General features: G+C 74.1%; 15 protein-coding genes. 7 read left to right on the forward strand and 8 right to left on the reverse strand.

Annotation, left to right across the window (positions count from 1 at the left end; translation table 11 throughout):
• The coding region (locus tag HWY08_RS16030; protein ID WP_503826544.1) for a transposase at positions 1 to 253 on the reverse strand (253 nt) is incomplete at its 3' end.
• Positions 254 to 479: 226 nt separating this feature from the next.
• Here HWY08_RS16030 and HWY08_RS16035 point away from each other — a divergent pair.
• The 5 genes from HWY08_RS16035 to HWY08_RS16055 all read left to right on the forward strand — a co-directional run bounded on the left by HWY08_RS16035 (position 480) and on the right by HWY08_RS16055 (position 8,288).
• Positions 480 to 1,370: an Hsp33 family molecular chaperone HslO gene (locus HWY08_RS16035; protein WP_176067026.1), complete on the forward strand. Its 891-nt coding sequence runs from the start codon at positions 480 to 482 to the stop codon at positions 1,368 to 1,370.
• A 79-nt stretch (positions 1,371 to 1,449) separates the two neighbouring features.
• Positions 1,450 to 2,124 (forward strand): phosphoribosyltransferase, encoded by a 675-nt coding sequence (locus HWY08_RS16040; RefSeq protein WP_209005170.1) that lies wholly within the window; start codon positions 1,450 to 1,452, stop codon positions 2,122 to 2,124.
• Between the two features lie 19 nt (positions 2,125 to 2,143).
• Positions 2,144 to 4,090 carry a selenocysteine-specific translation elongation factor gene (gene selB, locus HWY08_RS16045; RefSeq protein WP_176067028.1) on the forward strand — a complete coding sequence of 649 codons (1,947 nt, stop codon included), beginning with the start codon at positions 2,144 to 2,146 and terminating at the stop codon, positions 4,088 to 4,090.
• A complete protein-coding gene (locus HWY08_RS16050) occupies positions 4,087 to 6,882 on the forward strand; it encodes a GAF domain-containing protein (RefSeq protein WP_176067030.1) in 2,796 nt (931 codons plus the stop codon). The genes selB and HWY08_RS16050 overlap by 4 nt, the downstream gene beginning before the upstream one ends.
• Positions 6,879 to 8,288, forward strand: coding sequence for a sigma-54-dependent transcriptional regulator (locus tag HWY08_RS16055; RefSeq protein ID WP_176067032.1), 1,410 nt, complete (start codon positions 6,879 to 6,881; stop codon positions 8,286 to 8,288). The genes HWY08_RS16050 and HWY08_RS16055 overlap by 4 nt, the downstream gene beginning before the upstream one ends.
• A gap of 13 nt (positions 8,289 to 8,301) precedes the next feature.
• Here HWY08_RS16055 and HWY08_RS16060 read toward each other — a convergent pair whose 3' ends face one another.
• The 3 genes from HWY08_RS16060 to nuoL are packed head-to-tail and all read right to left on the reverse strand — an operon-like array spanning position 8,302 to position 13,374.
• The gene (locus tag HWY08_RS16060; RefSeq protein ID WP_176067034.1) at positions 8,302 to 9,771 is read right to left on the reverse strand and encodes an NADH-quinone oxidoreductase subunit N; all 1,470 of its coding nucleotides are present in this window, start codon (positions 9,769 to 9,771) and stop codon (positions 8,302 to 8,304) included.
• Position 9,772: 1 nt separating this feature from the next.
• Entirely contained in the window at positions 9,773 to 11,344 is a 1,572-nt protein-coding gene (locus HWY08_RS16065; RefSeq protein WP_176067036.1) for an NADH-quinone oxidoreductase subunit M, read from the reverse strand.
• On the reverse strand, positions 11,344 to 13,374 hold the full coding sequence (gene nuoL, locus HWY08_RS16070; RefSeq protein ID WP_176067039.1) for an NADH-quinone oxidoreductase subunit L: 2,031 nt from the start codon (positions 13,372 to 13,374) through the stop codon (positions 11,344 to 11,346). Before nuoL ends, HWY08_RS16065 begins: the two co-directional genes overlap by 1 nt.
• A gap of 119 nt (positions 13,375 to 13,493) precedes the next feature.
• Between nuoL and selA the strand changes: the two genes are divergently transcribed.
• Positions 13,494 to 14,996, forward strand: a complete 1,503-nt coding sequence (selA, locus tag HWY08_RS16075) for an L-seryl-tRNA(Sec) selenium transferase (protein WP_176067041.1) — start codon at positions 13,494 to 13,496, stop codon at positions 14,994 to 14,996.
• An 8-nt stretch (positions 14,997 to 15,004) separates the two neighbouring features.
• Here the strand turns inward: selA and HWY08_RS16080 are convergent, their stop codons facing one another.
• Positions 15,005 to 16,009 carry a NosD domain-containing protein gene (locus HWY08_RS16080; RefSeq protein WP_176067043.1) on the reverse strand — a complete coding sequence of 335 codons (1,005 nt, stop codon included), beginning with the start codon at positions 16,007 to 16,009 and terminating at the stop codon, positions 15,005 to 15,007.
• A 196-nt stretch (positions 16,010 to 16,205) separates the two neighbouring features.
• Between HWY08_RS16080 and HWY08_RS16085 the strand changes: the two genes are divergently transcribed.
• A complete protein-coding gene (locus tag HWY08_RS16085; protein WP_176067047.1) occupies positions 16,206 to 17,267 on the forward strand; it encodes a hypothetical protein in 1,062 nt (353 codons plus the stop codon).
• Here the strand turns inward: HWY08_RS16085 and HWY08_RS16090 are convergent.
• From HWY08_RS16090 to HWY08_RS16100, 3 genes are all read right to left on the reverse strand, one after another.
• Positions 17,249 to 17,935: a response regulator transcription factor gene (locus HWY08_RS16090; protein ID WP_176067049.1), complete on the reverse strand. Its 687-nt coding sequence runs from the start codon at positions 17,933 to 17,935 to the stop codon at positions 17,249 to 17,251. The genes HWY08_RS16085 and HWY08_RS16090 overlap by 19 nt on opposite strands.
• Entirely contained in the window at positions 17,932 to 18,831 is a 900-nt protein-coding gene (locus HWY08_RS16095; RefSeq protein ID WP_176067051.1) for a sensor histidine kinase, read from the reverse strand. Before HWY08_RS16095 ends, HWY08_RS16090 begins: the two co-directional genes overlap by 4 nt.
• Before the next feature lie 104 nt (positions 18,832 to 18,935).
• On the reverse strand, positions 18,936 to 19,646 hold the full coding sequence (locus tag HWY08_RS16100) for a CxxxxCH/CxxCH domain c-type cytochrome (protein ID WP_176067053.1): 711 nt from the start codon (positions 19,644 to 19,646) through the stop codon (positions 18,936 to 18,938).
• Positions 19,647 to 19,683: the final 37 nt, after the last annotated feature.

Consider the following 19,683-nt stretch of genomic DNA (forward strand, 5'->3'; position numbering starts at 1 on the left):
AGTTGACGAGCTTCCAGAAGTCGCTGAAGGCGCGCTGCCCGCGGGTGGCCGTGCACATGACGTGCGGGTGGGTACCCATGAGGCAGTAGGAGAGGATCTGGATTCCGAACTTCTCTTTGTACTTCCGAATGAGTGCGAGGAACTTCTCGCAGGCCTCGTCGCAGTCGAGGACGAGACTGAACCCGTGGCTTCGCCACGTGCAGTGGTTGGTGGAGTTCTCCTCGACCAGGAGGCGGCGCGGGATCCGGGACACTGCGAGCCAGTGAGAGCAAGTGGCGCGCCAGCAGTCGTCGGTGTCCGGCGCCCGAGTGCCGGCACCCAAGCCCAACTCAGAACCGGGTGTCGAACCGGAGCCGGATGTCCGGCACCCAAGTCCGGAACCGGATGTCCGGCACCCAAGTCAAGTCCAAGTCCACAAGTCCAACTCCGCCCCCCGCCGCCTGCGGGCGGCGCCTGCTCGGGTTAAACTGACCACCTCCATGTCCGACCGCCTCGTGCGCGGACTCCTGCCGTCGCAGGGGTTGCGCGTCCTCTACGCCCGCGTCACCGACACCGCGCGCATCGCGCGGATGCTCCACGGCCTCTATCCGACCGCCGCCTACCTGTTCGGCGAGGGCCTGGCCGCTGGCCTGCTCGTCGCCTCGCTGGCGAAGGACCACACGCGGGTGAACCTGCAGCTCGAGTGCGACGGCCCGCTGCGCGGGTTGTTCGTCGACGCGGACACCGACGCCAACGTCCGCGGCTACGTGCGGGCGCCGCAGGTGAACTTCCCGGGAGATCCGGCCGCGGGCGCGCGCGCGGCGCTGGGAGGGTCCGGCTACCTCTCCGTCATGCGCGACCTGGGGGGCGGGCAGTTCTACCGCGGCCAGGTTGCGCTCGAGGCGCGCGAGCTGGGGCGCGACCTGGAGCGGTACTTCCTCGACTCCGAGCAGGTCGGCACGGCGCTCGACCTGGCGGTGGTGCCTCGCGCCGACGAGCCGCTGGGCGAGGTGGCGGGGTTGCTCGTGCAGCGCCTGCCGGACGGCGACGGCGCGGCGCTGGAGCGGATCCGCGAGCGCCTGCGGGCGGGCGCGCTCCGGGCGGCGCTCGCGCGGGCCGCGGCGGCGCAGGAGGCCATCGGCGAGGTGGTCGGGACGGGGTTCGACCTCCTCGCCGACCTGGAGGTCGCCTACCGGTGCGGCTGCAGCATGGAGCGGGCCCGGGTGGCCGTCTCGGCGCTCGGCAAGGATGGCCTGCTCGACGTGCTGGAGAAGGAGGGCGAGGCGGTCGTCACCTGCGAGTTCTGCCGGGAGCGCTACGTCGTCGGCCAGGCGGAGCTGCGCGACATGCTGGCGCGCCTGGAGCGCCAGGAGAAGGGCGACGGCACGTGACGAAACGCGAGGCCGCCGTGGTACAGATCCGGCGTCTCCAGGCCGCGTGGGGCGGCTCGAGCTGAGACGGAAGGACGCCATGCCGCCGCGCACCTCGAAGACCCCCGCCGCCAAGGCCGCTCGCCGCCCTCGCGCCACCGCCCGTGCCGCGGTGTCCTCTCCGCCGCGCCGGAAGCCCGCGCCGCGCCGTCCTCGCGCCGAGCAGCCGCTCGGGGTCGGGGTGGGCGACGCGTTCGCGGTGCAGCGCCTGCAGGTCCCCGCCTCCCAGTCGCGCGCCCGGCCGGACGAGCGGCTCCGCGAGATCGGCTGGGCCGAGTTCGGCGACATCGCGCGCGAGCTGGCGGAGCGGATGGAGCCGGAGTTCAAGCCCGACGTCGTGCTCGGGGTGGTGAACGGCGGCGTGTTCCTGGGCGGCGCCATCGCCAGCTACTTCCGCGCCGAGTTCCGCCCCATCCGCGTCCGCAAGTACGGCCGCCGCTCGGTGGCGCAGGCGGTCATGGCCCTGCGCGGGAAGAAGGTGCTGGTGGTGGACGACGTCACCGTGAGCGGCCAGACCCTGGGGGCGGGCCGCGTCACCGCCGAGAAGGCGGGCGCCCGCGACATCCGCACCGCGGCCATGGTGGTGCGCCCGGCCGGCCACCACGCCGACTTCTTCGCCCTGGAGACGGAGGAGCTCGTCGTCTTCGGCTGGGACTACCAGCTCCACGGCGGCAGCGGCGAGCCCGGCAGCGACCCGGGCGAGGTCGGGGTGTGATCTCCCGGTTCAGGCGCGAATGAAGCGGATCGTCCTCGGGACCGCGGGGCACATCGACCACGGCAAGACCGCGCTGGTGAAGGCGCTCACCGGCGTCGACACCGACCGGCTCCGGGAGGAGAAGCGCCGCGGGATCACCATCGAGCTCGGCTTCGCGCACCTGGCGCTGCCGGACGGCACGGTGGCCGGGGTGGTGGACGTCCCCGGCCACGAGCGGTTCGTGCGCGCGATGGCGGCGGGCGCGGGCGGCATCGACCTGGTGGTGCTGGTGGTCGCGGCCGACGAGGGCGTCATGCCCCAGACGCGCGAGCACCTCGACATCTGCCGGCTGCTCGGCGTCCCGCGCGGCGTGGTCGCCATCACCAAGTCCGACCTGCTGCCGGAGCTCGGCGCCGACTGGCTGCCGCTGCTCGAGGCGGACGTCCGCGCCGCCGCGAAGGGGACGTTCCTGGAGGAGGCCGCGCTGGTCCCGGTCTCCGCCCGCACCGGCGAGGGGCTGCCGGCGCTGGTGGCCGAGGTGGCCCGGCTGGCGCGGGAGGTGCCGGAACGCCCCGCCGACGGCCCGCTCTTCCTGCCGGTGGACCGGGCCTTCTCGCTGAAGGGGTTCGGGACCGTGGTCACCGGGACGCTGCTCTCGGGCGCGGTGGCGGTCGAGGACGAGGTGGTGCTCTCGCCGCCGGCCCAGGGCCAGGGGCGGCTGCGGGTGCGGTCGGTCCAGGTCCACGGGCAGCCGGTGCAGCGCGCGCTCGCCGGCCAGCGCACGGCGGTGAACCTCCCCGGCGTCGAGGCGCAGACCATCTCGCGCGGGCAGGCGCTGGTGCACGCCGGGGTGGTCCCGCTGAGCCACGCGCTGGACGTCGAGCTGACGCTGCTCGCCGCCGCGCCGAAGCCGCTGCGCCACCGCGCGAAGCTGCTGCTCCACGTGGGGACGGCGCAGGTGCAGGCGGCGGTGTCGCTGCTCGACCGCGCCGAGCTCGCGCCCGGCGCGACCGCCCTGGCGCAGCTCCGGCTGGCGTCGCCGGCCGCCGCCCTCCCCGGCCAGCGCTTCATCCTGCGCGGGTTCGCGGTGCTCGAGGGGCGCGGCAAGACGCTCGCCGGCGGGCGGGTCCTGGCGGTGGCGGTGCGGCGCCGGCGGCGCGGCCGCCCGGCCGAGGTGGAGCAGCTCGAGGCGCTGGCGAAGGGCGACGTCGAGGCGCGGCTCACGGCGGTGCTCGCCAGCGCCGGCCCGGCGGGCCTCGCCGCGGACGCGCTGCTCGGCCGAACGGGCCTCTCGCCCAAGGCGCTGCAGGGCGCGCTCGAGCGCCTGGGGGCGAAGGGCGGCGCGGTCCTCTTCGACCGCGAGAAGCGCGCCTACGTGGCCGGCGAGGTTGCGCGCGGGCTGGCGGCCCGGCTGGTCGAGGCGGTGAAGGCGTTCCACGCCTCGCACCCGCTCGCGACCGGCATCTCGCGGGAGGAGCTGCGCGGGCGGCTGCCGCCGGTCACGGACGCCAGGCTCTTCGCCCGCCTGCTCGCGCAGCTCGTCGAGAAGGGCGAGCTCGTCACCGAGGCCGATCAGGTGCGCCTCCCCACCCACCGCGCCGCCAGCGGCGCGGCCGGCGGCGCGCTCAAAGCCACCGTGACCGCAGCGCTGGTGAAGGGGGGTCTCACCCCGCCCTGGCTGTCCGAGCTGCCCGGCCTCGCCGGCGCCGCGCCGGAGGAGGTGGCGGCGGTGCTGAAGCTGCTGCTCGCCGAGGGCGCCGCGGTGCGCGTCTCCTCCGAGCTCTACTACGACGCGGGGGCGATCCACGGCCTGCGCGAGCGGCTGGTGGCGCACCTCGCGGTGCGCCGGGAGATCACCACCCAGGAGTTCAAGGAGCTCGTCGGCGCGACGCGCAAGCACGTCATCCCGCTGGCCGAGTACTTCGACCGCGAGAAGGTCACGCTGCGCGTGGGCGACAAGCGGGTGCTGCGGGGCGAGGGGCGGTGACCGCGGTGCCGCCGGGCGAGGGCGAGCTGGCCGCGCTCCAGGCGCGCAACGCCGAGCTGGCCGCCCTCAACCGGGTGGCGGAGGCGGCCGGCGCGGCGCCCGACCTCGAGCTGTTCCTCGCGCGCGCCGGGGAGGAGGCCTCCGCGCTGCTCGGCGCCCCGGTGGTGGGCTTCTTCCTCCTCGAGCGCGACCGGCGCGAGGCGGTGCTGCTCCACCTGCACGGCGGCGACGAGGCCGACCGCCGGCGGCTCGGGCGCGCTCCGGTCACCGGCAACGTCTTCGAGTCGGTGGGCCTGGGCGGGCAGGTGCGGGTGCGCCAGGTGGCGGAGCTGCCCGGAGCGCTCCAGGAGCTGCTCGCGCCGCTGCGCCTCGCGACGGTGGCGAGCACGCCGGCGCGCTTTCGCTCGAGCACGGTCGGGGTGCTCTCGGCGGGCTTCCGCGAGCCGCGCTCGCCCGAGGCCTGCCGCACCGACCTGCTGGAGGCGCTCGGCGCGCACTTCGCCTCGGCGGTCGAGACGCACCGGCTGCTGGGCGACCTGCGCGGGCGCGTGGCCGAGCTGACCCTCCTCAACGACATGGCGGTGGCGACCGCCACGCTCGACCCGGTGCTCCTGCTCGAGAACGCGCTCCGCCGCACCTCGGCCACCTTCCGCGCCGAGACCGCCGCCGCCTACCTGCTCGAGGCGGGCGAGCTCCGCCAGACCGCCTGCCTCGGGGTCTCGGCCGAGACGGCGGCCCGGACGTCACGGCTGCCGCTCGGCAAGGGCCCCGCCGGCCAGGCCGCCGCCGAGGGCAAGATCATCCATCACCCGGAGCTCCGGCCGGCGAGCCCCGGCCAGGCCTGGATGCGCGACCAGGAGGGCGTGCACGCCGCCGTCGGCGTCCCGCTGCTCGCGAAGGACCGCGTGCTGGGCGCGTTCGTGCTCGGCCGCCGGCGGCCCGAGCCGTTCACCGACGGCGAGCTCTCGCTCCTCACCGCGGTGGGCGTGCAGCTCGGGGTCGCGGTCGAGAACGCCCGCCTGTTCGCGGACACCCGGCGCCGCGTGGCCGACCTGGAGGCGGTCAACGCGCTCGCGCTGCGCGTCTTCGCGACCGCGCCGGGCGACGCGCGCCGGCTCCTCGAGGAGGCGAGCCAGGAGATGGCCCGCGCGCTCGCGGTCCGGTCGGTGGTGGTGCTGCAGCTGGACCAGGACGGCGAGGGGCTGACCGGCGTGGCCGGCTTCGGGACCCCGCTGCCGCCGGCGCAGATCGCGATCCCGCTCGCCCGCAGCGACCTCGTCCGGCGCGCGCTCGGCGCGTGCGAGCCAGCGTGGGGGCTGCAGGTCATCGACGCGCCCCGGCCGGGCGAGATCGCGCCGCCGCCGCTCTCGGTGCTGCTCGTGCCGCTCTCGGCGCGCGGGGCGACGCGCGGCGTGGTGGCGCTCGCCGACGGCCCGGAGCGGCGCTACAGCGAGGCGGAGATCGCGCTCGCCCTGGCGCTGGCGGGCGAGGCGGCCATGGGGCTCGAGAACGCGGAGCTCTACGCCGAGGCGCGGCACCGCGTCGAGGAGCTGTCGCTCGTCCACGAGGTAGGCCGCTCGCTCGTCGCCACCCTGGAGCTGAGCCAGGTGCTGGAGGCCGGCGTGCGCAACCTGGCGCGCATCGTGGACGCGCCCGACGGGTACCTGCTCCTGGCGGACGCGCAGCGCGACCGGATGGTGGTCCGCGCCGCCTCCGGGAGCGGCGCGCGCCTCGTCGGCCACGGCATCTCGCTGCGCCTCCAGCACAGCTTGTCGCGGCTCGTCTACGAGCAGCGGACGCCCATCGCCATGGCCGACGTGACCCAGGACGTCCGCGTCGACGCGGAGCTCAAGACGCTCACCGGCGCGCGCGCCTACCTGGGGCTGCCGCTCGTGGTGCGCGAGCGGCCCATCGGCGTGGCGCTCATCGCCGAGACGCGCGGCCCGCGCCGCTTCACGCCGGCCGAGGTCGAGCGCGCCACCGCCATCGCGAACCAGCTGGCGGTGGCGGTGGAGAACGCCGGGCTGTACGAGGACCTGCGCCGCTCCTACGCCGACCTGGCGCGGGCCCAGGACCAGCTCGTGCGGCAGGAGAGGCTGGCCGCCCTGGGCGAGCTGGCGGCGGTGGTGGCCCACGAGGTCCGCAACCCGCTGGGCGTGGTGTTCAACTCGCTCGGCTCGCTGCGGCGGCTGGTGCCGCAGCGCGGCGACGCGCGGATGCTGCTCGACATCGTGGGCGAGGAGGCGGAGCGGCTCAACCGCATGGTGGGCGACCTGCTCGACTTCGCGCGGCCGTCGCGGCCGACCGTGCGCGCGGAGCCGCTCGCGCCCGTGGTCGACGCCGCCCTGGCGGCCGCCCTCGGCGACGGCGGCCGCGGGGTGCGGGTCGAGCGCGAGCTGGCGGACGACCTGCCGCCCGTCCCCATGGACGCGCGCCTGCTGCGGCAGGCGGTGCTGAACCTGGTCCTCAACGCAGCCCAGGCCATGGGCGGCGCCGGGACGCTCACCGTCCGCGCCCGGGCCGAGGAGGGGGGCGTGGTGCTGGAGCTCGGCGACACCGGCCCCGGGATCCCGGAGGACGTGCGCCACCGTATCTTCGAGCCCTTCTTCACCACCAAGGCCACCGGCACCGGGCTCGGCCTGGCGGTGGTGAAGCGCATCGTCGACGACCACCACGGCCGCATCGAGACGCGCCCCGGCCCGCAGGGCGGCACGGTGTTCTCGCTCCGCCTGCCGATCCGCCCGACGTCCCCGTTGAAACCGGACGCCGGTTCGGCCGAGGATGAGCCATGAACGAGGCGGCAGCCGACGCGACGCGGGCGCAGCCGCTCGAGGCCGGGGGAGCGGGCCGGGTGCTGGTCGTGGACGACCAGCGGAACATGCGCGCCACCACCGCCCTCCTGCTGCGCGAGGCGGGCTACGCCGTGACCGAGGCGGAGGACGGCGCCGCCGCCGTCCAGCGGCTCGGCGCGGAGCAGTTCGACGTGGTGCTGACCGACGTGCGCATGGGCGCGGTGGACGGCATGGAGGTGCTGCGGGCCTCGCTCGAGGCCGCGCCCACCGCCCAGGTCATCGTGATGACCGCCTACGGGACGATCGAATCGGCGGTGGAGGCGATCCGGCGCGGCGCCTACGACTACATCGCGAAGCCGTTCAAGGAGGACGAGCTGCTCCTGCGCGTCGCGAAGGCGATGGACAAGCGGCGGCTGCTCGGCGAGGTGAGCCTGCTCCGGCGCGACTTCCGCGCGCGCTACGGGCTCGAGCACATCGTGGGCCGCTCCGCGGCGCTGCGCGAGCTGCTCGACCGCGTGGTGCGGGTCGCGCCCAGCGACGCGACCGTGCTCGTCACCGGCGAGTCGGGGACCGGCAAGGAGCTCATCGCCCGCGCGCTGCACGCCGCCTCCCGCCGCCGCGACAAGCCGTTCGTGCCCATCAACTGCGCCGCCATCACCGAGACCCTGCTCGAGTCGGAGCTGTTCGGGCACGCCCGCGGCGCCTTCACCGGCGCCACGCGCGCCCGGCGCGGCCTCTTCGAGGAGGCGGACGGCGGCACGCTCTTCATCGACGAGATCGCCGAGACCGCGCTCGGCTCGCAGGCGAAGCTCCTGCGCGCCATCCAGGAGGGCGAGATCCGCCGGGTGGGCGAGTCGCTCTCGGTGAAGGTGGACGTCCGTGTCATCGCCGCCACCAACCAGAACCTCAAGGCCGCCGTGGCCGAGAAGCGCTTCCGCGAGGACCTGTACTACCGGCTCAACGTGGTGCCGCTGCGCATCCCCCCGCTCCGCGAGCGGCGCGAGGACATCCCGCTCCTGGCCCAGCGCTTCCTGGAGGGGTTCGCGGAGCGCACCGGCGAGCGGAAGTCCCTCTCGCCGGAGGCGATGCAGAAGCTGCTCGGCTACCCGTGGCCCGGCAACGTGCGCGAGCTCGAGAACATGATCGAGCAGGCCGCCGCGCTGACGCCGCACGCCGTGCTCTCGGACGCGGACATCCACTTCGAGCCCGCCCCGGAGGTGCCCGGCGCGAGCGCAGCCCAGACCCTGGCCGGCGCGGTCGAGGCCGCCGAGCGGCGCGCGGTCGAGGCGGCCCTCAGCCGCTGCGGCGGCGACCTGGGCCGCGTCGCGCGCGAGCTCGAGGTCTCGCCGACCACCCTGTGGCGCAAGATGAAGGCGCTGGGCCTCCGGGCGCGCGACGGGGGCTAGCGGGCCCCTCCCGCTACTGCGTCAGCATCGACGCGGCGCGGGCCAGGTCGGCGATGGGGCCGGGGCCGATGCCGAGCACCACCACCGCCACCGCCGAGGCCGCCAGCGCCACCGACAGGGCGGGGCCGAGCGCGAGCGCGCCCTCCTCGCCCGCCTCCGGCGCGCGCATGTACATGTAGACCACCACGCGCAGGTAGTAGTACGCGCCGAGCGCGCTCGTCAGGACGCCGATGATGGCGAGCCCGTACGCCTGGGCGTTGATGGCGGCCTTGAAGATGAGGAACTTCCCGACGAACCCCGCGGTGGGCGGGATGCCGGCCAGCGACAGCATGAACACGGCCATCACGAAGGCGAGGCCCGGGCGGCGGCGCGCCAGGCCGGCCAGGCGCGACAGGTCCCAGGCGTCGGCGGGCTCGGCCCGGACGTCGGTCCGCTCCACCGCGCCCACCACCGCGAACGCGCCGATGACGGTGGCGGTGTAGGCGGCCAGGTAGAAGAGCACGCTCGACAGGGCGCTCTCGCGCGCCCCGGCCGCGCCGGCCGAGACCACGCCGACGAGCAGGTAGCCGGCGTGCGCGATGGACGAGTACGCCAGCATGCGCTTCACGCTGCGCTGCGGGACCGCCAGCAGGTTGCCGAACAGCATCGTCAGCACCGCCAGCGCCGCGGCCACCGCGCCGAAGCGGGCCGAGCCCATCACCGCGCCGCCCCACACCGCCATGAGCACGCGCACCAGCACCGCGAACCCGGCCGTCTTCACGCCCGCCGCCATGAAGGCGGTCACCGGGGTGGGCGCGCCCTCGTAGACGTCGGGCGTCCAGAGGTGGAACGGCACCGCCGCGATCTTGAAGGCCAGGCCGGCGCCGACGAGGCCGAGCCCGATGACGAGCAGCGCGCCCGAGCCGCGGGCGAAGTCCGAGAAGAGGGTGGAGCCGGTCACGCCGTAGACGAGCGCCGTCCCGTACAGCAGGAGCGCCGAAGAGAAGGCGCCCAGCACGAAGTACTTGAACGCCGCCTCGGCCGGCTTGCGGCCGCGCCGCATGTAGGCCGCCAGCGCGTAGGTGGCGAGGCTCATCACCTCGATGGCGATGAACGTCATGAGCAGGTCGGCGGCGCTGCCGAGGAGCGACATGCCCGCCGCCGCGAAGAGCGCCAGCGCGTAGAACTCGCCGCGCTCGGCGTCGCGGGCGTGGAGCCACTGCGCGCCCACCAGCGCCGAGAGCGCGAGCCCGCCGCAGACGGTGACGGTCACGAAGACGGAGAAGCCGTCCACCACCGCCTGACCGCCGAAGACGCGGCCGGCCGGCGGGGCGAGCAGCGCCGCCAGCCCGGCCAGGGCGGCCGCGGCGACGGTGATGCCGGCCATGAAGCCGCGGCGGCCGGAGGTGAGGAACACCTCCGACATGAGCAGGACCAGCGCCCCCGCCACCAGGATGGCGATGGGCAGCATGGCCGCGAGGTCCGTCGGGGAGAGGCCGGTCATGTCACTCCCTCCCCGCCAGCGCGGGAGGCTGGGTGCCGGTGGTGGGCGGGCGCCCCGGGTCGCGCTCCTCCAGCCGGTGCTCCACGGCGGCGAAGCGCCCGAGGAGCCGGTCCACCGCCGGGCGGGCGGGGTCGAGGAACGGCTGGGGGAAGAAGCCCATCACGGCGATGAGCGCGACGAGGGGCGTGATGACCACCCACTCGCGCAAGGAGAGGTCGAGCAGGGTGCGGTTCTTCTCGTTCGAGAGCGCGCCGAAGAAGACGCGCTCGACGAGGAGCAGCATGTAGACCGCGCCCAGGATGACGCCGGTCGCGCCGACCGCGGAGAACCACGGGGCGCTCGCCAGCCGGGCGAGCCAGGTGCCGGAGAGGATGAGGAACTCGCCGACGAAGCCGTTCGTGCCGGGCAGCCCGATGGAGGAGAGCGTCACGATCACGAAGGCGGTGGCGATCCACGGCACCTGCCGCGCCACGCCGCCGTACTCGGCGATGAGGCGGGTGTGGCGCCGCTCGTAGAGCATGCCGACCATGAGGAAGAGCGCGCCCGTCGAGACGCCGTGGTTGAGCATCTGGTAGACGCCGCCGGTGAGCCCCTCGGCGGTGAGCGCCATGAGCCCGAGCATCACGAAGCCCATGTGCGAGACCGAGGAGTAGGCGACGAGGCGCTTCATGTCCTTCTGCACCAGGCACATGAGCGCGCCGTAGACGATGCCGATCACGGCCAGCGCCGCCACCGCGGGGCGGTAGTGCAGCGCCGCCTCGGGGAAGAGCGGCAGCGCGTAGCGGAAGAAGCCGAACGTCCCCATCTTGAGCAGCACGCCCGCCAGGATCACCGAGCCGGCGGTGGGCGCCTCGGTGTGGGCGTCGGGCAGCCAGGTGTGCAGCGGGAACATCGGGACCTTCACGGCGAAGGCCACCGCGAAGGCGAGGAAGAGCCAGCGCTGGGCCGAGGCCGAGACCTCGAGCGCCTGCCGCACCTGCACGTAGTCGAAGGTGCCGCCGGCCTTCGCCCCCACGTAGATGATGGCGACGAGCATGAGCACGCTCGCCACGAAGGTGTAGATGAAGAACTTCACCGTCGCGTAGAGGCGGTTCTCCGAGCCCCAGATCCCGATGAGGAGGTACATCGGGATGAGCACGCCCTCCCAGAACACGTAGAAGAGGATGAGGTCGAGGGCGGCGAAGGAGCCGATCATCGCGGTCTCGAGGACCAGGATCGCGATCATGAACTCCTTCACGCGCTCCTGGACCGCGTTCCACGCCGAGAGCACCACGATGGGCGTGAGCGCCGTGGTCAGCATGACGAGCAGCAGCGCCACCCCGTCGAGGCCCACGTGGTACGAGACGCCGAGCGCCGGGATCCACGGGACGTGGACCACCGCCTGGAACTCCGGCGCGCCGGGCGAGGCGTCGAACCCGAACCAGAGGCCGAGCGAGGCGCCGAAGGTGGCGAGGGTGACGACCAGGGCCAGCGCCTTGTGCTGCTTCGGCTCGGCCGCCGGGAAGAAGGCGGCGGCGATGGCCCCGATGAGCGGCAGGAAGACGACGATCGACAGCAAGTTCGCCTGCGCCACTAGCGGCCTCCCACGCCGAACACGGTCCACAGCAGGATGACGGCGGCCGCCATGGCCATCACCGCCGCGTAGCGCTGCGCGTCGCCATTCTGGAACACCCGGAAGGCGCGGCCCAGGAAGCCGAAGAAGCGCGCCACCCCGTTCACCAGGACGCCGTCGATGAGGAAGGCGTCCACCGCCCGCCAGAGCCAGTACGCGAGCCCGCGGATGAAGCCGATGGGGAAGAGGTCGTACAGCTCGTCCACGCGGAACTTGTCGAGCGTGAACCGGTACAGCGCCGGGAACGCGCGGACGATCTTCTCGGGCGCGCCGCGCCAGGCGCCGGCGTACATCTGCCAGGCGAGGGCGCCCATCGCCACCGCGATGCCCCAGGCGACGAGGAAGGGCCAGAGCACCACGTGCTCCTCGTGCTCCCCCAGGATCTCGCCCGCCTGGGCGAAGACCGGGTGCAAGAACTCGCCGAACACCTCGCCCCAGTGCCCGAGCGCCTCGACCTTCGGGAGGCCGAGGACGATGGCGACCACCGAGAGGATGGCGAGCACCCACAGCGGCACGGTCATGACCGGCGACGACTCGTGCGCGTGGGCGGCGACGTCGGTGCGCGGCTTGCCGGCGAAGGTGAGCGCGAAGCAGCGCACCATGTAGAAGGCCGTCCCGGCGGCGGCGAGCGTACCGAGCACGTAGGCGGTGACGCCCACCCACGGGTAGGCGTGGTTCGCGCTGAAGAGCGCGCCGGCCAGGATGGCGTCCTTCGAGAAGAAGCCGGAGAGCGGCACGATGCCGGTGATGGCCAGGGTGGCGATGCCGAAGGTCTTCGCCGTGTTCGGCATCTTCGACCACAGGCCGCCCATGTTCCGGATGTCGGTGTCCTCGTGCATGCCGTGCATCACCGAGCCGGCGCCGAGGAAGAGGCAGGCCTTGAAGAAGGCGTGCGTGACGAGGTGCATGACGCCGGCGAAGAAGACGCCCGCGCCGACGCCGATGAACATGAAGCCGAGCTGGCTCACGGTGGAGTAGGCCAGCACCTTCTTGATGTCGTTCTGCGCGAAGGCGATGGCCGCGGCCACCACCGCGGTGAGCGCGCCGACGAGCGTCACCACCGCCATCGAGGCGGGCGCGAGCGCGAAGAGGAAGCTCGTGCGCGCCACCAGGTAGACGCCGGCGGTGACCATGGTGGCGGCGTGGATGAGAGCCGAGACCGGCGTCGGGCCGGCCATGGCGTCGGGCAGCCACACGTAGAGCGGCAGCTGCGCGCTCTTGCCGGTGCAGCCGACGAAGAGGCCGAGGGTGGCGAAGGTGAGCGCCCAGCCCAGCGTCTTGCCGGAGAAGACGCCCGCGCCGAGCACCGTCTCGGCCGAGGCGCCGTGGACCGCGCTCGACATCGCGCCGTACTCCACGGTGCCGAAGATGGAGAGCAGCGCGAAGAGGCCGATGAGGAAGCCGAAGTCGCCGATGCGGTTGGTGACGAACGCCTTGCGGCCGCAGTACGCCTTCTGCTGGTCGGTGTACCAGAAGCCGATGAGCAGGTAGCTGCAGAGGCCGACGCCCTCCCACCCGACGAAGGTGAGCACCAGGCTGTCGCCCAGCACGAGCGTCATCATCGCCGCCACGAAGAGGTTCAGGTACGTGAAGAACCGCGCGTACCCGAAGTCGTCCTCGTGCGACATGTAGGACGCGGCGTAGAGGTGGATGAGCGAGCCGACGCCCGTGACGACGAGCGCCAGGGTCCCGGAGAGCCGGTCGAGCAAGAGCCCCCAGCTCACGTCCACGAGCGCGCGGCCGTCCGGGCCGGGGACGCGGAACCAGGTGCCGCCGCGGAAGTGCAGCGGCTCGCCCTGGACCACCGCCGCGAAGGCGATGACGGCGAGGACGAAGGCCGCCACCATCACGCCCACCGCGATCACGGCGGCGTTGGCCTTCCCGAGCCGCCGTCCGATGAGCCCATTCACCAGCGCGCCGGCGAGCGGCAGCGCGATGATCAGCCACAGATAGGACTGCGCCGCAGCCGCGTCACCCAGGGATGGAGACATAAGGTGGGGCGAAGGATTACCTTGCCCAACGAATTCAGGCAACTGGGTTGTCGCAGGACAGAGCGTGCAACCCGGCCGCGGAGCGGATGGGGGACCTCCGCCGTGCTATGCGACAGGACATGACCCCGGACAAGGACACCGGCCCCGCCGCGCAGGTCCGCAGGATTCCCAAGGCGGACCGGCTCCTGGCCGCGGCGGCCGAGGCCGGGCTGGTGGCGCGGCTCGGGCACGCTCAGGTCATGGAGGCGGTGCGCGGCGCGCTCGACGAGGTGCGCGCCCGCGTGCTCGCCGGCGAGCCGTGCCCGCCGGCGGAGGTCCTCGAGGCGGAGGTCCTGGCGCGCCTCTCCGAGGCGGCCCGCGGCTCGCTGCGGCGCGTCGTCAACGCCACCGGCGTCGTCATCCACACGAACCTCGGCCGCGCGCCGCTCTCGGACGACGCGCTCGCCGCGATGCGGGCGGTGGGCGAGGGGTACTCGAACCTCGAGTACGACCTGGAGGCGGGCGAGCGGGGCGACCGTTACGGCCACGCGGCGGCGGCGCTGTGCCGGCTCACCGGGGCCGAGGCGGCGGTGGTGGTGAACAACAACGCGTCGTCGGTGCTGATCGCGCTGGCGGCGCTGTGCTTCGGCGAGGGGCCGGACCGCGGCGCGCCCACCCTCTCCCCGGCCCTCCCCCTCTCGGAGGGGGAGGGGGGCGGGGCACGGGGAGCGGGGCGGGGCGAGCAGGCGTCGCTCCCCGAGGTCGTCATCTCCCGCGGCCAGCTGGTCGAGATCGGCGGCGGCTTCCGCATCCCCGACGTGCTGCGCCGCTCGGGCGCCGCGCTGGTGGAGGTCGGCAGCACCAACCGCACCTACCTGCGCGACTTCGAGGCGGCCGCCACCCCGCGCACCCGCATGCTCCTGTCGGTGCACCGCTCCAACTTCCGCCTCTCGGGCTTCGTGCACGACGCCGAGCTCGCCGAGCTGGTCGCGCTGGGGAGGCGGCTCGGGGTGTGGGTGCTGGACGACCTCGGCTCGGGCACGCTCCTCCCCACCGAGCGCTTCGGCCTCGGCCGCGAGCCCACCGTGCAGGAGCGCGTCGCGGCCGGGGCGGACCTCGTCTGCTTCTCGGGCGACAAGCTCCTCGGCGGCCCGCAGGCGGGGATCCTGGTCGGCCGGCGCGAGGCGGTGGAGCGCGTGAAGCGCCACCCGCTCATGCGCGCGCTGCGCGTCGACAAGCTCACCCTGGCCGCGCTCTCGGCCACGCTCGCCCACTACGAGCGCGGCGAGGCGGAGGAGCGGGTCCCGGTCTGGCGCGCCATCGCGCAGCCGCCCGCCGCGCTCGAGGCGCGGGCGCGCGGCTGGCTCGTCGCGCTGGGCGACCTCGCGCCCGGCGCGACGGTGAAGGAGAGCACCTCGGCGGTGGGCGGCGGCTCCCTCCCCGAGGTGACGCTCCCGACGCGGGTGCTCGCCCTCCCCTCCCGCGCGCCCGACGCGCTGGCGGCGCGGCTCCGGCGCGGCGACCCGGCGGTGGTGGGGCGCATCGAGGAGGGCGCGCTCGTCCTCGATCCACGCGCGGTGGCGCCGGGCGAGGACGAGCTCCTGGTGCGGGCGGTGCGGGCGGCGCTCGCGGCGGGGACCTAGTCCGCCGGTCACGGGTCGATGGCGAAGTTCGCCGTCCCGTTCCCGCTCGCCTCGTCCGCGGCATAGACGTTCTTGGGGTTCCCCGTCGCCTGCGCGATCCCGTAGCGGAGCTCGCCGTCGGCGGTGTTGCCGACCACCACGTTGTGGGTCGCGCCGGTGGTCGGCTCGGAGATCCCGGGGCCGCCGAGGCCGCAGTTGCACCCGTCCTTGCACCCGATGTTGATGCCGTCGGAGGTGACGGGCGGGGTGGCGGTGGCGCTCACCTCGTTCTTCAGGATGAGGTTGTGGGTCGAGGCGCCCATGACGAGGATGTCGACCGACGGCTTGTCCTTGAAGATCGAGATGAACGAGTCCTGCACGGAGTTGAACGCGATCGTGTTCCGGCTGGCGTCGACGAGCCGGATGCCCGTGCACTGGCTGCGAAGCACCTCGCTCCGCGTGAGGGTGTTGTCGTTCGACGCGAAGAGCAGGATCCCGGCCGCCGGCCCGATGCCGTTCGTGTCGTCGGCGACGAGCTGGTCGTAGTGGTTGCCGTTCGAGGTGTCGGAGGAGACGCCGAACACCGCGTTGCCGCTCACGTCGGTCGTCGCGATGGCGTTCCCGTCGGAGTGGTCGAGGTAGATCCCGATGTTGCTCCCGGTCGCCCGGAGGTCGCTCAGGTGGTGGCCGCCGCCGCCGGAGAGCAGGATGGCCCGCTCGGCGTTCTTGGCCGTGCCGTGAGCGAGGCTCGCCCCGGTACCGGTGAGCTCGATGCTGACGCCGGAGCCGGCGATGCTCATCGCCACGCTGTGGCCGCCCAGGTCGAGCGCCGCGCCGCTCTGGAGCGTGATCCCCACGCCGGACCCGGAGTTGCTGGGGCAGACGAGGTCCGTCTCGAGGAGCCAGGCGCCGGCGGAGAGCGTGTCGCCGCACTGGATGCTGGACGCGGCGCCGCGCGCCGGCAGCGCGGACGCGAAGGCGGCGAGGGCGGCCCACGCCCATCGCCGAGGAAGGGTGGTCTTGCGGAACGTCATGCGCGTCTCCTTCGCCGCACCCGAGCGGCTCGACCTCGAGAGGGCAGGAACCTGCTCGGGTGGAGAGGCGCCGTCAGCGCCCGGGCTGGGCGCCCCGCGCGGCGGAACCCGGACACAGGTGCTCGGCTTGCACGCGCCTGGCGGGCAGCCCGGGTTTCCTTGGCGTGCGGGGCGCGCCGGCGCGTAGAATCGGCGCATGCTCCCTGCCTTGCTCGCGCTGGCCCTCTCCGCCACGGCCTCCACCAAGCTCGGAGTGTACGTGGCCGGCTCCGCCGCTCCGGCCCCCGCGCTGCTCGCCGGGCCGGGGTGCCCGGAAGTGGCGGTGTTCCCCCTGCCGGGCGACGGCGCCGCTGCGGCGCAGGTCCCGGCGCTTCGCACGGCCTGCCCGCAGACGGTGGTCGCGTTCCAGGTCGGGGGCACGGGCAGCGCGCTCTCGGCGCTCGTCGCGACCCAGGGCACCGACTGGAGCCAGACCTGGCAGCCCCAGCTCGCGGCGGCTGGTGCGAGGTCGGGCGACTGGGTGGAGGGCCCGACCGAGATCTCGGGTGGGACCGCGACGGAGCTCGCCAACTACTGGACGCAGCTCGCCACGGCCGTGAACAACGGCGGCTTCCACCCCGTCGTCGGCGGCCTCGCCCCCGGCGCGCCGCCGACCGTGCTGCTGGGCGACGGCGGCACCGAGCCCGTGATCTGCGAGACGCTGCGCAGGATGGCCACCGCCGGGATCGCCACCTGGGCCTGGAGCCAGCACGCGCTCGCGGCGACGCTCGACCAGTCGGCGCAGAGCGCGGCGCTCACCTACCGCACCATCGCCGACCAGTGCGCCGCGAACGGCGCGCCCGCGGGCGCGAACATCTTTCTCACCCAGGCCGGCCGCACCGCCGGGGCGTGGCAGACCTCCGACCTGACCTGGCTCGCCTGGTTCGACTTCCAGCTCGCGCAGGATCCCGCGGTCCTCGGGGCGGCGCTCTTCGAGGCAGGGGGCAGCGATCGCTCGCTCGCGCCCATCGCGACGCAGCTCGAGGCCTATCTCCAGAACCCGGCCCCCTCCGACGGGGGCACGGACGGCGGCACCGACGGGGGGACCGACGGCGGCACGCCAGGTGGCACGACCCCCGGCGGCAACGGCGCCCCGGGCGGCCTCGGCACCCCGCCCGGCGCGAGCTGCGCCACCGCCGGCGCCGGGTTCGCGGTGCTGGCGCTCCTCCCGCCGCTCCTCCTCGCGCGCCGCCGCCGCCGTCAGGGCGTGAAGCGGTAGCCGTACCCCCGCACCGTCTCCAGGTGCCGCGGGTGCTCGGCGTCGTCGCCGAGGTGGGCGCGCAGCCGGCCCACGAAGTTGTCGACCGTCCGCGCGGTGCCGCTGTAGCGCGCGCCCCACACCGCCTGCATGAGCTGCTCGCGCGAGTAGACGCGGCCGGGGTGCGCGACGAAGAAGGCGAGCAGGTCGAACTCGCGCGCGGTGAGCCCCACCGGCTCGCCGCGGACCGTCAGCCGGCGTGCCACCAGGTCCACCTCGACCTCGCCGAACCGGCGCGGACCGGCCTCCTCCGGCTCGCGCGGGCCGCGCCGTCGGAGCGCCGCGGCGATCCGGGCGAGCAGCTCCTTGAGCGAGAACGGCTTCACCACGTAGTCGTCGGCGCCGAGCTGGAGCCCGGTCACCTTGTCCGCCTCCTGCCCCTTGGCGGACAGGATGAGGATGGGCGTCTCGCGGTCGCTCTCCCGGAGCGCGCGGATGACGTCGAGGCCGCCCATCTTCGGGAGCATGACGTCCACCAGGAGGAGGTCCGGGCTCTCGCTCTTCGCGAGCGCGAGGCCGGTCTCCCCGTCCATGGCCGAGCGGACGGCGTACCCCTCCATGGAGAGGTTGAGCTGCAGCCCGCGGAGGATGGAGGGGTCGTCCTCGATCACCAGGATCTTGCCCTTCACCGCGCCACCTCCTCGGCCGGCAGCGCGATGGTGAAGGCGGCGCCGTGGCCGGGCTGGGAGGAGACGCTCACCTTCCCGCCGTGCGCCTTCACGATGTGCTTCACCATCGACAGGCCGAGCCCGGAGCCCTCGATGGTGCGGTCCAGCGCGTCCTTGGCCCGGTAGAACTTCTCGAAGATGCGCTTCTGGTCCGGCGCGGCGATGCCGGGGCCGTTGTCGGCCACGGTGAGCAGCACCGTCCCGTTCGCGGCCCGCGCCGAGACGGCGATCTTCTTGTCGGGCCCGGTGTACTTGTAGGCGTTGTGGAGCAGGTTGAGCAGCGCGTCGCCCAGCGCCGCCGGGTCCACCCGCACGCGCGGCAGCCCGGGCGGCACGTCCCGCGTCACCTCGGCCGGGTGGTGCAGGCGCAGCGGCTCGAGCGCCGCCACCGCCTGGTCGACGAGGACCCCCACCTCGCACGGCTCGAGCTTGTAGCTGCGCCGGCCCGACTCCATCCGCGCCCAGTCGAGGAGCCGGTTGATGAGGTCGGAGAGCCGCGCCACCTCGTCGGAGATGATCTCGAGCGCCTCCGCCTGGCGCGCCGGGTCCTGCAGCCGGCCCATCTGCAGCGTCTCCACGAACATGCGGATGCTGGTGAGCGGCGTGCGCAGGTCGTGCGACACCTTGTTGACGAAGTCGGTCTGGAGCCGCGCCAGCCGCGACTCGCGGTAGATGACGCCCAGGGTGGCGGCGGTGCCGATGATGGTGGTCGCGACCAGCGCGACGATGAGCGTGCCGAAGACGTAGTCGCGCGCCGCCGAGCCGAAGACGAGGATCAGGATCCCGACCGACAGCATGAGCGCCGCCGGCACGAAGACGAACCCGATCATGAGCGGGAGGACGCGGCGGAGCTTCACGGCGCCATCTTAGCGAGCGCCCGGCCGGACCGCCCGCGCCGCGAAAAGAAAGAGGGCGCGGCCGGGTGGCCACGCCCTCGGAGAGACGGTGCGTCCTGCGGCCGCTACGGGGAGACGGGCGTGCAGAACGGCGGGCAGATCTGCCCGTCCATGTGGAGCTTGGGGTCGACCGTGAAGGGCGAGTAGCCCGCCGGGTGGCAGGCGAAGGCGGGGTTCGTCGACGTCCCGCACCCCTGGGTGGCCTTGTCGATCTTCACGTGGACCGGGCTGGGGGGCGGCAGGTCGTGGCAGGCGCCACAGACGATCGCCTCGTTGCCCTGCGACCACTTCGGCGCCACGACCGGGTTGGCCTTCCAGCCGGGCGTGCCGCCGTGGCAGTACGTGTTGGAGCAGGTCTGGGTGGCCGGGTCGTAGGCGGGCGCGAGGCCGTTCTTCTTCGCCCGCGCGCCGAACGCGATGGTCACCTGGTTGTCGAGGTGGCCGGCCGCGTCGACCGTGGCCGGCACGACGTGGCACTGGTCACAGCTCACGGCCACGCCCAGCGCGCCACCGGTGAGGTGGATGGCGTGGGCGCCGATGGCGGTGGCGGCCGGATCGCCTGCGGTCCGGCCGTTGACGTCGGTGCCCCCGTTGAACCCGGGGGCGGCGTGCGGATCGCCCGGCTCGATGCCGGGGCTGCGATCGCCGTGGCAGGTGGCGCAGGAGGTGGTCGCCTCGGCCGTCACCGGCTCGCGAGCGCTGCCGCAGCCGGCGATGGACGCGAGCAGCGCGGCCGCGACCGGAGCTCCGAGGTAGACGGCGAATCGCCGTGTCATGTGCATCCTCCGGAAGTCTTGGAAAAAGGGCGGACCC

The organism is Anaeromyxobacter diazotrophicus, assembly GCF_013340205.1.
Classification (GTDB): Bacteria; Myxococcota; Myxococcia; order Myxococcales; family Anaeromyxobacteraceae; genus Anaeromyxobacter_A; species Anaeromyxobacter_A diazotrophicus.

What these genes read in the sequence shown, in the direction of transcription:
- HWY08_RS16035 (WP_176067026.1), top strand. Translation starts at nt 480, where the DNA reads ATGTCCGACCGCCTCGTGCGCGGACTCCTGCCGTCGCAGGGGTTGCGC.
- HWY08_RS16040 (WP_209005170.1), top strand. Translation starts at nt 1,450, where the DNA reads ATGCCGCCGCGCACCTCGAAGACCCCCGCCGCCAAGGCCGCTCGCCGC.
- selB (WP_176067028.1), top strand. Translation starts at nt 2,144, where the DNA reads ATGAAGCGGATCGTCCTCGGGACCGCGGGGCACATCGACCACGGCAAG.
- HWY08_RS16055 (WP_176067032.1), top strand. Translation starts at nt 6,879, where the DNA reads ATGAACGAGGCGGCAGCCGACGCGACGCGGGCGCAGCCGCTCGAGGCC.
- HWY08_RS16060 (WP_176067034.1), bottom strand. Translation starts at nt 9,771, where the DNA reads ATGACCGGCCTCTCCCCGACGGACCTCGCGGCCATGCTGCCCATCGCC.
- nuoL (WP_176067039.1), bottom strand. Translation starts at nt 13,374, where the DNA reads ATGTCTCCATCCCTGGGTGACGCGGCTGCGGCGCAGTCCTATCTGTGG.
- selA (WP_176067041.1), top strand. Translation starts at nt 13,494, where the DNA reads ATGACCCCGGACAAGGACACCGGCCCCGCCGCGCAGGTCCGCAGGATT.
- HWY08_RS16080 (WP_176067043.1), bottom strand. Translation starts at nt 16,009, where the DNA reads ATGACGTTCCGCAAGACCACCCTTCCTCGGCGATGGGCGTGGGCCGCC.
- HWY08_RS16085 (WP_176067047.1), top strand. Translation starts at nt 16,206, where the DNA reads ATGCTCCCTGCCTTGCTCGCGCTGGCCCTCTCCGCCACGGCCTCCACC.
- HWY08_RS16100 (WP_176067053.1), bottom strand. Translation starts at nt 19,646, where the DNA reads ATGACACGGCGATTCGCCGTCTACCTCGGAGCTCCGGTCGCGGCCGCG.